Annotated in this window: 11 protein-coding genes and 2 tRNA genes; 6 read left to right on the forward strand and 7 right to left on the reverse strand. The window is 66.9% G+C overall.

Translation table 11 applies throughout. The features are described from left to right. The first annotated feature begins 188 nt into the window (after positions 1–188). Positions 189–746: an OsmC family protein gene (locus ABD893_RS11140; RefSeq protein ID WP_345079799.1), complete on the forward strand. Its 558-nt coding sequence runs from the start codon at positions 189–191 to the stop codon at positions 744–746. A 106-nt stretch (positions 747–852) separates the two neighbouring features. Here ABD893_RS11140 and ku read toward each other — a convergent pair whose 3' ends face one another. Then, positions 853–1,830: a non-homologous end joining protein Ku gene (ku, locus tag ABD893_RS11145; protein ID WP_345080782.1), complete on the reverse strand. Its 978-nt coding sequence runs from the start codon at positions 1,828–1,830 to the stop codon at positions 853–855. Positions 1,831–1,933: 103 nt separating this feature from the next. On the opposite strand from ku, the gene ABD893_RS11150 reads away from it, so the two are divergent. After that, complete coding sequence (locus tag ABD893_RS11150; RefSeq protein WP_345079802.1) at positions 1,934–4,513, forward strand: ATP-dependent DNA ligase; 2,580 nt, start codon at positions 1,934–1,936, stop codon at positions 4,511–4,513. A gap of 164 nt (positions 4,514–4,677) precedes the next feature. Here ABD893_RS11150 and ABD893_RS11155 read toward each other — a convergent pair. Beyond that, a tRNA-Ile gene (locus ABD893_RS11155) sits at positions 4,678–4,751 on the reverse strand. Between the two features lie 174 nt (positions 4,752–4,925). On the opposite strand from ABD893_RS11155, the gene ABD893_RS11160 reads away from it, so the two are divergent. From ABD893_RS11160 to ABD893_RS11175, 4 genes are all read left to right on the forward strand, one after another. Further along, positions 4,926–4,997: transfer RNA gene (locus ABD893_RS11160), tRNA-Asn, on the forward strand. A 76-nt stretch (positions 4,998–5,073) separates the two neighbouring features. Next, complete coding sequence (locus ABD893_RS11165) at positions 5,074–5,550, forward strand: OsmC family protein (protein WP_345079805.1); 477 nt, start codon at positions 5,074–5,076, stop codon at positions 5,548–5,550. After that, the gene (gene def / locus ABD893_RS11170) at positions 5,547–6,038 is read left to right on the forward strand and encodes a peptide deformylase (RefSeq protein ID WP_345079809.1); all 492 of its coding nucleotides are present in this window, start codon (positions 5,547–5,549) and stop codon (positions 6,036–6,038) included. Before ABD893_RS11165 ends, def begins: the two co-directional genes overlap by 4 nt. 86 nt (positions 6,039–6,124) lie before the next feature. Beyond that, positions 6,125–6,616: a DUF3145 domain-containing protein gene (locus ABD893_RS11175; RefSeq protein ID WP_345079812.1), complete on the forward strand. Its 492-nt coding sequence runs from the start codon at positions 6,125–6,127 to the stop codon at positions 6,614–6,616. A 155-nt stretch (positions 6,617–6,771) separates the two neighbouring features. Here the strand turns inward: ABD893_RS11175 and ABD893_RS11180 are convergent, their stop codons facing one another. From ABD893_RS11180 to aceE, 5 genes are all read right to left on the reverse strand, one after another. Continuing rightward, a complete protein-coding gene (locus tag ABD893_RS11180) occupies positions 6,772–8,013 on the reverse strand; it encodes a beta-ketoacyl-[acyl-carrier-protein] synthase family protein (RefSeq protein WP_345079814.1) in 1,242 nt (413 codons plus the stop codon). A 76-nt stretch (positions 8,014–8,089) separates the two neighbouring features. Next, positions 8,090–8,338, reverse strand: a complete 249-nt coding sequence (locus ABD893_RS11185) for an acyl carrier protein (protein WP_345079817.1) — start codon at positions 8,336–8,338, stop codon at positions 8,090–8,092. Positions 8,339–8,464: 126 nt separating this feature from the next. Further along, on the reverse strand, positions 8,465–9,466 hold the full coding sequence (locus ABD893_RS11190) for a beta-ketoacyl-ACP synthase III (protein WP_345079820.1): 1,002 nt from the start codon (positions 9,464–9,466) through the stop codon (positions 8,465–8,467). A 1-nt stretch (position 9,467) separates the two neighbouring features. Further along, the gene (locus tag ABD893_RS11195; RefSeq protein WP_345079822.1) at positions 9,468–10,415 is read right to left on the reverse strand and encodes an ACP S-malonyltransferase; all 948 of its coding nucleotides are present in this window, start codon (positions 10,413–10,415) and stop codon (positions 9,468–9,470) included. Positions 10,416–10,524: 109 nt separating this feature from the next. Then, positions 10,525–13,272, reverse strand: coding sequence for a pyruvate dehydrogenase (acetyl-transferring), homodimeric type (gene aceE / locus ABD893_RS11200; RefSeq protein WP_345079825.1), 2,748 nt, complete (start codon positions 13,270–13,272; stop codon positions 10,525–10,527). Positions 13,273–13,390: the final 118 nt, after the last annotated feature.

Here is a 13,390-nt window from a genome sequence, read left to right on the forward strand (position 1 = left end):
GAAGGAGAGGTGCGAGGTCATCATGGGGGCCAGCCTGGAAGGTCAGCGACGTCGGAGCTGTGCTGATCCTGCTCCGGGATCTTGTGCGAGGACCCCGGCCTGCAACGCTGGTGGCTTCAGATGACGGGCCATGACGGCAGATTTCATGGGGCTTGGTGCCGACCACAGGCACTTCTATCGTCGACGTCATGACCACTACAGCCAGCATCCAGTCCGTCGTCCCCGAGATCACCGCCGAGGATCGCGCCGCCCGCCTCGCGAACGCAGGAAGCGCGTGGGCCGGTCGCATCGATGCCAAGCGCTCCAACGCCCACCTGAACTATGCGGTCGACGGTGCTGGCGTGGGGTCCGTGGCGACGACGGTGCGCGCCGGCAAGCATTCCTTCATCGTCGACGAGCCCGCAGCGCTGGCCGGAGACGACGCCGGAACCAGCCCGGTCGAGTACGCGCTCGGCGCGCTGGTCGGCTGCCAGGTCGTCGTCTACCGCCTCTACGCGCAGCAGCTCGGGATTGACTTCGACGACATCGTCATCAGGGCCGAAGCCGATCTGGACGCGGCGCGGCTGTTCGGTGCCGACGAGACCGTGCGCGCAGGATTCTCCGAGGTACGGCTCGACATCGAGCTCTCAGGGCCGGAGACGGACGAGCGTTACCACGAGCTGCGCGAGGCCGTCGATGCGCATTGCCCGGTACTCGACATCTTCCAGAACCCGACCCCGGTCAAGACCACCGTCACCCGCGCCTGAGAACTGCTGAGTCGGTCCAGGATTCCCAAGGGGTGCGGCGGGCAGGGTGAGCGCCTCACGTACTTGGTGGTCTTCCAGGTCCCGCATGGTGCGCGATGGGAAGCGCTCACGCTGATTTCTTCCCTGACCTGCTCGTGGAGCCGGACTTCTTGGAGGAGCTCGACTTCTTTGTCGCTGTCTTCTTCGTCGCGGTGTTCTTCGAGCCTGAAGACTTCTTCTTCGAGCCGGTTGTCTTCTTTCCAGAGTGGGATCGCGTGGCATCCGGCTTCTCGGTCGACGAACCTGCCCCTCGACGCTTCTGCACGCTGCGCTCCAGGGCATCCATCAGGCTGATGACCTTTCCGCCCCCGTCGCCACCCTCGGCATCATCGCTCGAGCCGGCCTTGCCGAACGTCGCATCGGTATCGATGGAGTCGCCTTCGTCGAGCTTGGCCTCGACCAGCTCGCGCAGCTGCTCCTGGTATTCGTCGGAGAACAGCTCCGGCTCGAAGTTCCCGCTGAACTGCTCGACCAGCGAGGCAGACATCTTCAGCTCTTTGCTGCTGATCTTCGTCTTCGACGGCGCAAAGTCGACATCCTTGAGGTCCGTCGGCCAGCGGAGCGTCTGCAGGGCGAGCAGGTCCCCGTGAATCCGCAGCACGCCGAGCCTGGTCTTCGTGCGCAATGTGAAGTTGACGATCGCGGTGCGTTCGGTGTCCTCGAGCGTTCGGCGCAGCAGGACGTACGCCTTCGAGGACCGTCCCACGGGCTCGAGGAAATACGAGGTTCCCAGCAGGATCGGATCGACCTGCTCATCGGGCACGAACTGCACGACGTCGATCTCGTTGTTGTCCTCGGCTGGAAGAGCGTCGAGCTCCTCATCGGTGAGGACCACGGTCTTGTCGCCATCGTCGTAGGCCTTGTCGATGTGCTCGAAGTCGATCTCGCGCCCGCACACCTCGCAGATCCGCTGGTACTTGATGCGTCCCTGGTCGTCGTCGTGGACCTGGTGGAAGGAGATGTCGTGCGACCGGGTCGCCCCGTAGAGCTTCACCGGGACGTTGACGAGCCCGAACGTGATCTCACCACTCCATATCGCGCGCATGCCCCATGACATCACGGCCACCGCATCCTGGCCAGGTCCGATCGGTCGGTCGCGAAGGAGCGGGCTCCGTGACGCAGCGAATGTTCGGGGGCACCATGGACCCATGGCTACCAGGGAGCAGAACGTCAGGATCGACGGCCGCACGCTGAAGGTCTCGAACCTCGAGAAGGTCTACTACCCCTCGACGGGCACCACCAAGGGCGAGGTGCTGGACTACTACCGGCGCATCGCACCGGTGATGATCCCGCAGGCGACGCGGAGACCCGCGACCCGCAAACGCTGGGTCGACGGGGTGGGAACAGCAGAGCACCCCGGCAAGGCCTTCTTCCGCAAGGACCTCGAGGACCATGCGCCGAACTGGGTGCCGCGCGCCGACATCGAGCACAGCGATGGCACCTCTGCATACCCGCTGATCGACGAGCCCGCTGTGCTGGTGTGGCTCGCCCAGCTGGCCTCCCTCGAGATCCACACACCGCAATGGCGATTCGACGAGGATCTGACTCCATCAAATCCTGACCGCCTGGTCCTGGACCTTGATCCGGGGAGCGGCGCCGGCCTCGCGGACTGTGCCCGCGTCGCCTGCTGGTGCCGCGAGATCCTCGAGGACATGGGCTTGGAGTCCTCTCCGGTCACCTCGGGCTCCCAAGGGATCCATCTCTACGCACCCTTGGATGGCACCGCCTCGGCAGAGGAGATCGCGCAGGTCGCTCACGAGCTCGCAAGAGCACTTGCAGTGGACCATCCTGATCACGTCGTCAGCGACATGAAGAAGTCTCTGCGCGCTGGCAAGGTGTTCGTGGACTGGTCGCAGAACAATGGACACAAGACCACCGTGTGCCCCTACTCCTTGCGAGGCCGGCTGCGCCCCACCGTCGCAGCTCCCCGCACGTGGGAGGAGATCGCTGACCCCGATCTCGACCAGCTCGAGCTCGAGGAGGTGCTGCAGCGGGTCGAGGACGGCAACGATCCGATCGCGGCCCTGGGCGCCCACGTGGGCAAGAGCACTGGACAGGGAGCTTCAACCGACAACGGTTCGCCTACAAAGCAGGCGCGGGACCGGCTGGAGCTCTACCGCTCCAAACGAGATGCCACGAAGACTCCCGAACCACTCCCGGAGGCGCGACTGGGCCCCCCTGCCGCCCAGGACGCGCTCGATGCGGATCAACCGATGTTCGTGATCCAGGAGCATCACGCCTCCAGCCTGCACTGGGACTTCCGCCTCGAGCACGACGGGGTGCTGGTCTCCTGGGCCGTCCCCAAGGGGCCCCCGCTCGACGTGAAAGTGAACCGCCTTGCCGTGCAGACCGAGGACCATCCGCTCGAATACGGCACCTTCGAGGGCACCATCCCCAAGGACGAGTACGGCGGAGGCGACGTCACCCTCTGGGACACCGGCACGATCAAGATCGAGAAGTGGCGAGAGGGCAAGGAGGTCATCGTGGTCTGTCATGGCCGCGCGGACGGCGGCCTCGGCGGGACCCCACGCCGCTTCGCGTTCCTCCACACCGGCGGCATGGGCGGGAAGAAGAGTTCCGCGGCGGCGAAGGAGAAGGCCGACGCCAACTGGCTGCTGCACCTCATGAAGGAGCAGCCGGAATCTGAGGGGCAGGTGCCCACGGCCGAGGAGCGGCGCTCGTCCCGGAGCGAGTCTTCCCGCTCGTCGTCCACCGCCAGGTCTGCGTCCCGCTCCGCGTCCACTGGGATGGGGGAGCCGATCGCTCCGATGCTCGCCACCGTCGGCAGCCGGGACGACATCCGTGACCAGGACGACTGGGCCTTCGAGATGAAATGGGATGGAGTGCGCGTCATCGCCACCGTCACTCCGGACGATATTCGCCTGACCAGCCGCGGCGGCAAGGAACTGACCGCCACCTTCCCCGAGCTCGCCGAGCTGCGGGACGTGATCGAGCCCGAGATCCTCGCCGCAGGCGAAACCGTCCTCGACGGAGAGATCGTCGCTCTCGACTCACGTGACCGGCCCTCGTTCTCCCGACTCCAGCAGCGGCTCGGTCTCACGCGTGAACGCGATGTCGACCGAGCCAGACAGGATGTCGAGGTGCACGTGATGCTCTTCGACCTGCTCATGCGCGGCGGCGATTCCCTGCTCCGCCGCCCGTACCGCGAACGGCGCGACGCTCTGTTCGCTGCGGTGGACGCAACCGAGCGCATCCAGCTGCCGCACGCAGACCACGGAGACGTCGACCACGCGATCGAGCTCTCGCAGGAGCTCCACCTCGAAGGGGTCATGGCGAAGACGGAGACGGGCGTCTACCGGCCAGGAAGACGCAGTCGCACCTGGATCAAGATCAAGAACGTCCGGCATCAGGAGGTGGTCGTTATCGGATGGCGACATGGCAAGGGCGGTCGCTCCGGGGGTATCGGTTCCCTGCTGCTCGCGGTCCCGGACTCGAAGGGCGTCTTGCGCTATGCCGGCCGCGTCGGCACCGGGTTCAGCGACCGCGACCTCGAGCAGATCGCGAGAACGCTCTCCTCTCGCCCCCGGAAGACTCCGCCGGTGGACGACGTTCCCTCCGCGGATCGCCGGGATGCGGAATGGGTGCGTGCGGATCTTGTGGGGGAGGTGCAATTCACCGAGCGCACCGAGGACGGTCGGCTGCGCCACCCCGTCTGGCGCGGATGGCGACGTGACAAGTCGGCTGAAAAGGTGCGTTGGGAGACCTGAGCCGAACGAACGATCCTGGCCAGCCTCTGCGGCTCAAGCACTTCAGACAGTGGCGCTCTGTTGCGGCGAGGGCTCTCGCGCGACATGCGAGAGATCATTCCTCGCTCTAAACTCGCTCCTCCCCGTTCCGGAATGTACCGAAGCGGGTAAACCTGCTGGTCAAGTAGCCCAGGCGGGGCTTGAACCCGCGACCGACGGATTATGAGTCCGCTGCTCTGACCGGCTGAGCTACTGGGCCATCCGCTCCGTGCGGAGCGCACCCGAATCTACCGCACCAGGCCCGCCCGTACGGACTCCCTCGCCCGCCTTCTCATCTCGAAGAGAAAGTCGTTACCTTCGTCATAGTGGCCGGTGAGAGGGCAGAACGGAGATGCGCGCACCGGGCAGATCCTGCTACTGTTGCTCAGGTCGATCCCGCATAGCTCAACGGCAGAGCACTCGACTGTTAATCGAGCGGTTCTTGGTTCGAATCCAAGTGCGGGAGCCCACTGCAGGAGCACAGCCCCGGAGATTTCCGGGGCTGTCTCATTTTCTGATGGTTCTCGTGAAGGAGAAGGACGATGTCCACCGTCCCCGATGATCGTTTCGAGCTTCCGGAGAACTTCGGTCCCGGCAGCGTCTGGGCAGACCGCTCCGGGGAGCGCACCCTGATGGGTCGCAACCAGCGCGGTGTCGAGATCCCGATCGGCCACGGCGAAGGTGAGATCAACCCCGGTGAGCTGCTCAAGCTCGCGCTGATCGGCTGCGCCGGGATGAGCTCGGACGTGAACCTCGCCCGCCGCCTGGGGGAGGGCTTCGATATGCGCCTGTGGGCTCACGGGACCTCCGACAAGGCCGAGAACCGCTACCTGAGCATCGCCGAAGAGGTGCAGCTCCCGCTCGAGGGACTCACCGAGAGCGAGATCTCGACCGTGGTGAAGGTGTTCGGCCGTGCGGTCGCCGCTGGCTGCACAGTCGAACGGACCGTGGTCCCCGGCGTGGAGGTCACCCACCGCGTGCTCGGCGCCGAACAGAGCGAGCAGGAGCCGAAAGCATGACGATCCGCCCCATCCGTATCGTCGGCGACCCCGTGCTGCGCACCGCCTGCGATCCGATCACGAAGATCACCGACGGCACCCGCACCCTGGTGCGCGATCTGCTGGACACCGTGGATGACAAGGGCCGCGCTGGTGTCGCCGCCAACCAGATCGGTGTGAACCTGCGCGCCTTCTCCTGGCACCTGGTGGAGAAGCAGGAGCTCGGATACATCCTGAACCCTGTCATCGTCGAGCTCTCCGAGGAGCTGCAGCACGATGACGAGGGCTGCCTCTCGGTGCCCGGGCTGTTCTACCCGCGCACCCGCTCCGCCTATGCGCGGTGCGTCGGGACGAACCTCGAGGGCGAGGAGATCGAGTTCGCGGGAGAGGGGCTCATCGCGCGCCTGATCCAGCACGAGGTCGGACATCTCGACGGCGCGCTCTACATCGACGGTCTCGAGCGGTCGGTCAAGAAGCGCGCATTGCGCCAGATCAGGGAGACCCTCTAAGCTCTACCTCGACACACCTGTGTTCTCAGATCCATCCGCGGTACCGATTCGTTGGGGAAGACGCATCGGAGACCGGAAGGAACGAGATGACTCAGGGCGTTCTGTATATTCACTCCGCGCCGCGGGCCCTCACGCCGCATATCGAATGGGCCGCCAGCGGAGTTCTTGGCATGCCCACTCGCATTCGCTGGGAGGAGCAGCCGGTGAGCCGCGGGCTGCAACGTGCGGAGCTGACCTGGCGAGGACGCGAGGACACGGGAGCACAGCTGGTCAGCGCACTGCGCGGTATGAACGAGGTGCGCTTCGAGGTCACTCAGGAGGCCACCGCCGCGATGGATGGCGCGCGCTGGAGCTGCACCCCCGAGCTGGGGATCCATCATGCGGCCACCGATCACGCGGGGAACATCGTCCTCACCGAGGACCATGTGCGCGGCTGCATGGAGCGGGCGGGAACTGACCCGCATGCCCTCCGCCATGAGCTCGACATCGCGCTCGGCGCCCCCTGGGACGAAGACCTCGAGATCTACCGTCACGCCGGCGAGGGTGTGCCGATGAGGTGGCTGCACCGCGTGAGCTGAGCGCCCCGGCCCGCACGCTTTCCGGGCAACTCATGAAACGAGATCGACGTTCGGTACAGGATCCGGTGGGGAATCTGTTCCGAACGTCGATCTCGGCAGGGCCGGCAGGGCACGGCGTCACGTCACGCGGTGCCCTGCGGCCGTACGGCGGCGGCTCAGGCGCTGGTGAACACCACAGCGATGTCGTGGCCGCCGAAGCCGAAGGCGTTGTTCAGCACGGCGATGTCGCCACCCGGCAGGTCCGCGGGAGTGTCCCGGACGATCTGCATCGGGGTGTCGGGGTCGAGGTTCTCGATGTTGATCGTCGGTGGTGCGAGACGGTGGTGCGAGGCGAGGACCGAGAAGACGGACTCGAGCGCCCCGGCGCCGCCCAGCAGGTGACCGGTCATCGACTTGGTCGAGCTGACCACGATCTGGTCCGTGATCCCGCCGAGCGCGGTGGAGACGGAGTTGAGCTCACCGATGTCCCCGAGCGGGGTAGAGGTGCCGTGGGCGTTGAGGTGCACGATGTCCTGTGCCGCGACGTCCGCATCCTCGACTGCTTCGCGAATGGCGCTCGCCTGGCCCTCAGGAGAGGGGGCCGAGATGTGATGAGCATCTGCGGCCATGCCGCGCCCGGAGGCGTAGGCGTACACGCGGGCACCGCGGGCGGCGGCGTGCTCCTCGCTCTCGAGCACGAGAATGGCTGCGCCTTCCCCGAGGACGAAGCCGTCGCGGTCCACGTCGTAGGGACGGGAGGCGGTCTGCGGATCGTCGACGCGGTTCGAGAGGGCACGGATGTTTGCGAAGGCGGCGATGGTCATCGGGTGGATCGATGCCTCGGTGCCGCCGACGACGACCACATCGGCCCGGCCGTCGCGGATCATGCCCATCCCCAGGGCCACGGCCTCTGAACCGGAGGCGCAGGCGGAGACGGGGGTGTGGGCGCCGGCGCGGGCGCCGAGCTCCATCGAGATGTTCGCGGCCGAGGAGTTCGCCATCAGCATCGGGACGGTGAAGGGGTTGACCCGGCGGGCGCCGCGCTCACGCACCACGTCCCACTGATCGAGGGTGGTCCAGATCCCGCCGATGCCGGTGCCGACAACGACTCCGAGCCGCTCAGGGGCGACCTCGGGGGTGCCGGCGTCGGCCCAGGCCTCGCGTGCGGCGACCATCGCGTACTGGCCCGAGGGATCCAGCTTCTTGGCCTCGGGCCGAGTGAGGGAGTCGAGCGCGCCGGGAACGATCTGGCAGGCGAAGTCCACGGACAGCCCGTAGCGCTCCTTCCAGTCGTTGTCGAAGGTGCGCGCGGTGGAGGTCCCGGCGAGGGCTGCCTCCCAGGTGGAGGTCACGTCACCGCCGAGCGGGTTGACGGTGCCGAGGCCGGTCACGGCGACACGGGAACGGGGAGCGGGCATACGGACCTCCGGGTCGGGGCGGCAGACGAAACGGCGACGCCCGGGACGGGATATCGTCCCGGGCGTCTGGCGGGGCTCAGTTCTGGGCGCCCGCGATGTACTTGACGGCGTCGCCGACGGTGGCGAGGTTCTTGACCTCTTCGTCGGGGATGCGGACGTCGAACTTCTCTTCGGCGTTGACCACGATGGTCATCATCGAGATGGAGTCGATGTCGAGGTCGTCGGTGAAGGACTTCTCAGCCTTGACGTCCTCGGTGGCGACACCGGTCTCCTCGTTGACGATCTCGGCGAGGCCCGCGAGGATCTCGTTCTCGGTGTGTGCCATGGGTGCTCCTTCAGGTGTACGGATGTGTGGCGGTCACAGACTACCCGTGCTACCGCGGGGTAACTGGCTAGCGGGGATCGTGTCCCCCGTGAGGCGTGATGCGGGTGACAGTGCGCCCGCGTCGAATCAGGGCAGGATCACGACCTGGCCCGCGTAGGCGAGGCCGGCACCGAAGCCGAACTGCACCAGCACGTCCCCGCTCTTGGCGGCGCCCTCCTCGATCAGCCGGTGCGTGGCCAGCGGAATCGAGGCGGCGGAGGTGTTCCCGGTCTCGGCGATATCCCGGCCGATCACCACCGACTCGGGCAGCTTCAGCTGCTTGGCGAGCTCGTCGATGATCCGCATGTTCGCCTGGTGGGGAACGAACACATCGATGTCCTCGATGCCGATCCCGGACTTGTCGAGCATCTCGCGGATCTTCTCGGCGGTGTGCCAGACGGCCCAGCGGAACACGGTGCGGCCATCCTGCTCGAGGGTGGGCCAGGGGCCGTCGCCGTCGCGGAAGTTCACGAGCGAGTTCGTCATCCGGATGGTGTTCCAGTTGTCGCCATCGCTGCCCCACACGGTGGGGCCGATCTTCGGGGTGTCGCTGGGGCCGACGATCGCGGCGCCCGCGCCGTCACCCAGCAGGAAGGAGATCGAGCGGTCGGTGGGGTCCACGAAGTCGGAGAGCTTCTCCGCACCGATCACCAGGACGTTGCGTGCGGCTCCCGAGCGGATCAGCGAATCGGCCTGACCGATCCCGTAGGCGAAGCCCGCGCAGGCAGCCGAGATGTCATAGGCGATGACGTCGGGACGGCCCAGCTCTCCGGCCAGCAGTGTCGCCAGCGACGGGGTCGGGTACGGGAAGGAGATGGTGGAGACGATGATCGCATCGAGCGTCTCCAGCTCGATGCCGGACTTCTCCAGGGCTTCCTTCGCCGCGGTCAGCGAGAGGTCCTTGACGCCGACGTCTTTGCTGGCGCGCATGCGGGTGATGATGCCGGTGCGCTGCCGAATCCACTCATCGGAGGAGTCGATCGGTCCGACCAGATCATCGTTGGGCACGACGACATCGCCGCGGGCCGCACCATAGGCGAGGACCTGCGAGCCGGGGACGGTCTGCTGAGGGGTGAGGGCGACGGCCATGTCAGTTCTCCTGGTCCGTGGAAGCGGTGCCGGCGTGCTCGCGCACCAGGGCGCGGGCCGACTCGAGATCGTCGGGGGTGTTGAGGTTCGCCAGCGCAATCCCCTTCAGCTCGCGCTTGGCGAGCCCGGTGAGGGTTCCGGCGGGGGCGACCTCGATCAGCGCGGTCACGCCGCGCTCGCGCAGCGCAGCCATGCAGGCCTCCCAGTCGACGGGGGAGGCGACCTGATTGACGATCAGCTCCAGGTAGCGCGCACCGGTGGTGATGACCTCGCCGCCGGCGTTGGAGATCAGCGGGACCGCCGGGTCCGATGGGTGCACGCCAGGTGCGAAGGCCGCCAGCTCCTCGCGGGCCCCGGCCATGTACGGGGTATGGAAGGCGCCAGCGACCTGCAGAGGGATCACCCGGGCCTTCGTGGGGCCGTCCTCGGCCAGGGCGGTGATCTGGTCGCTCGCCCCGGCGGCGACCACCTGCGCGGCGGAGTTGATGTTCGCGGCGTGCAGTCCGTGGCGCTCGATCGTGGCGAGGACGTCCTCGCGGGTGCCGCCGACGACGGCGGCCATGGAGGTGGGCTCCGCGGCTGCGGCCTTCGCCATCGCCTGGGAACGGACGGCGACCAGACGCATCGCGTCCTCGTTGCTCAGCACCCCGCCCAGTGCAGCAGCCGTGAGCTCCCCGACGCTGTGGCCGGCGAAGGCGTCAGCGGAGGCGAGTCCCTGCTCCTGGTACAGAGAGGAGGCGGCGATGATGCCGGCCGCTACCAGCAGCGGCTGAGCCACCGCGGTGTCCCTGATGGTGTCCGCGTCGGACTCGGTGCCATGACGGAGCAGATCGATGCCTGCGGGCTCGGAGAGCGCGGAGAGCGCTTCGGGGACGCCGGGGAGCTCGAGCCATGGGCTCAGGAACCCGGGCTTCTGGGCCCCTTGTCCGGGACAGACGATCGCGAGCACTGGTACCTCCAGGGAGAGAAGGGGACGGCCCGCTCGGAGGACGAGGCGGGCCGACAGGGGAGAGTCCGTCGGGCCCTCTGTCACCAGGACAGACGGCCCGACGGGGTGATCAGGACTCGCCGCCGAACGAGCCGGACTGGCCGGCGTTCACGTTCGTCAGGTCGTACTTGTCGATGGCCTGGCGCACCACCGAGGGGTCCACCTTGCCCTCCTTGGCGAGCAGCTGCAGGGCCTTGACGACCATGGAGTGCGCGTCGATCTTCAGGTGGCGGCGGGCGGCCGGACGGGTGTCCGAGAAGCCCCAGCCGTCGGCGCCGAGCACGCCGTAGCGGCCCGGGATCCACTCGCGGATCATGTCCGGGACCATGAAGTCGTAGTCGGAGGTCGCGATGAACGGACCCTCGACGCCTTCGAGCCGCTGGGAGATCCACGGCGTGCGCTGATCCTCGGGGTGCAGGAGGTTGTGCTTCTCGGCCTCCTGAGCCTCCTTGCGCATCTCGGTCCACGAGGTGACCGACCAGACGTTCGCCTTCACGCCCCAGTCCTCGGAGAGGAGCTCGCGGGCGTGCAGCGCCCACGGAACACCGACGCCGGAGGCGAGCAGCTGTGCCTCGGGGCCCTCACCCTCGGGCTTCGCCTGGTTCAGGTACATGCCCTTGAGCAGCCCCTCGACGTCCAGGCCCTCGGGCTCCTTGGGCTGCACCATCGGCTCGTTGTAGACCGTGATGTAGTAGAAGACCTCCGCGATACGGTCGTCCACGCCGTACATGCGCTGCAGACCGTCGCGGATGATGTGGCCGAGCTCGTACCCGTAGGTCGGGTCGTAGATGACCGCACCGGGATTGGTCGAGGCGAGGATCGGCGAATGGCCGTCCATGTGCTGCAGGCCCTCGCCGGCGAGCGTCGTCTTGCCGGCGGTCGCACCGATCACGAAGCCCTTGGCCATCTGGTCCCCGGCGGCCCAGAAGAAGTCGCCGGTGCGCTGGAACCCGAACATCGAGTAGAAGATGTAGAACGGGATCATCGGGAAGTCATGCGTGGCGTACGAGGTGCCCGCCGCGGTGAAGGCCGCGGTCGAGCTGATCTCGTTGATGCCCATGTGCTTGATCTGGCCGGAGGTCGACTCCTTGTAGGCCAGCAGCAGGTCGCGGTCCACCGACAGGTAGTTCTGACCGTCGGGGTTGTAGATCTTCGCCGTCGGGAACAGCGAATCCATCCCGAAGGTGCGGGCCTCGTCGGGAACGATCGGAACCCAGCGCTTGCCGGTCTCCTTGTCCCGCATGAGGTCCTTCAGCAGACGCACGAGCGCCATCGTCGAGGCGATCTCCTGCTTGCCGGAGCCGCGCTTGACGACCTCGTAGGCCTTGTCGCCGGGCAGCTCGAGAGGCTTGTGCTCGGTGCGGCGCGAGGGGACCGGGCCGCCGAGTGCCGCGCGGTGCTCCTTGAGGTACTTCATCACCGGTGAGTCGGCTTCCGGCAGGTAGAACGGTGCGTCGTAGACGCTGTCTGCAGACTCGAGCTGCTCATCGCTGATCGGAATCCGCAGCGTGTCGCGGAGGGCCTTGAGATCCTCGGGGGTGAACTTCTTCATCTGGTGGGTCGCATTGCGGCCCGCGAAGTTCTTGCCCAGGCGGTAACCCTTGACGGTGTGGGCCAGGATCACAGTGGGCTTGCCGTTGCTCTCCATGGACTGCTTGAACGCGGCGTAGATCTTCTTCGCGTCGTGGCCGCCACGGCTGAGCTTCCACCAGATGTCCTCGTCGGACATATCCTCGACGAGCGCCTTGGTCCGCGGATCGCGGCCGAAGAAGTTGTCACGGATGAACCCGCCGGACTCGGCGCGGTAGGTCTGGTAGTCGCCATCGGGGGTGGCGTTCATCAGGTCGATGAGCGCGCCGTCGGTGGACTCCTCGAGCAGCGGATCCCAGCCCGCGCCCCAGATCACCTTGATGACGTTCCAGCCGGCACCGCGGAACTGGCTCTCCAGCTCCTGGATGATCTTGCCGTTGCCGCGGACCGGGCCGTCCAGACGCTGCAGGTTGCAGTTCACCACGAAGGTGAGGTTGTCCAGGTGCTCCTTGGCGGCGATGTGCAGCGCGCCGCGGGACTCGACCTCATCCATCTCGCCGTCGCCGAGGAACGCCCAGGTGTGCTGATCGCTGGTGTCCTTCAGACCTCGGTTCTTGAGGTACTTGTCGAAGGAGGCCTGCTCGATCGCAGCGACCGGGCCGATGCCCATCGAGACGGTCGGGAACTCCCAGAAGTCCTGCATCGCCCGCGGGTGCGGGTAAGAGGGCATCCCGTGCTCGCTCGAGAACTCCTGGCGGAAGCCGTCGAGCTGGTCCTGAGAGAGGCGGCCCATCATGTAGGCGCGCGAGTAGATGCCGGGGGAGGCATGTCCCTGGAAGAAGACGTGGTCGCCGCCGCCGGGGTGGTTCCGGCCGCGGAAGAAGTGGTTGAAGCCCACCTCGTACATCGTCGCAATCGAGGCGTAGCTCGAGAGGTGTCCGCCGACGCCGATTCCGGGGGCCTGCGCGCGGTGCACCACCATCGCCGCGTTCCAGCGGTTGATGTTGCGCAGCTCCTTCTCGAGCTCGAGATCACCGGGATACTCCGGCTGCTGCTCGACCGAGATGGTGTTCACATAGTCCGTGGTGAGGGACTCCGGAAGGTGGATGTCCTCCTCGCGGGCGTGCTGGATGACGCTCTGGACGATCTCGGAGGCGCGCTCGGCACCGCGGTGCTCGACGAGACCGTCGAACGAATCCAACCACTCCCGGGTCTCTTCCGGATCGGGATCCTGGGCGTGGCTCGGCAGGTTGATGCCGATGGGACGAGGAGTCTCGTGCGAAGTCACACTGTCCTTCTCTCTACGGGAGGGGGCGGACCGGCCGGGGGAGCGGGAATCGCCGCTGGGCCCTGCTCCGTCGGCCTCGGTGCGTGCAAGCCTACCTTCGCCGGGAGGGCGCGGGACC

Source organism: Brachybacterium paraconglomeratum, from assembly GCF_039541415.1.
Taxonomy (GTDB): Bacteria; Actinomycetota; Actinomycetes; order Actinomycetales; family Dermabacteraceae; genus Brachybacterium; species Brachybacterium paraconglomeratum_A.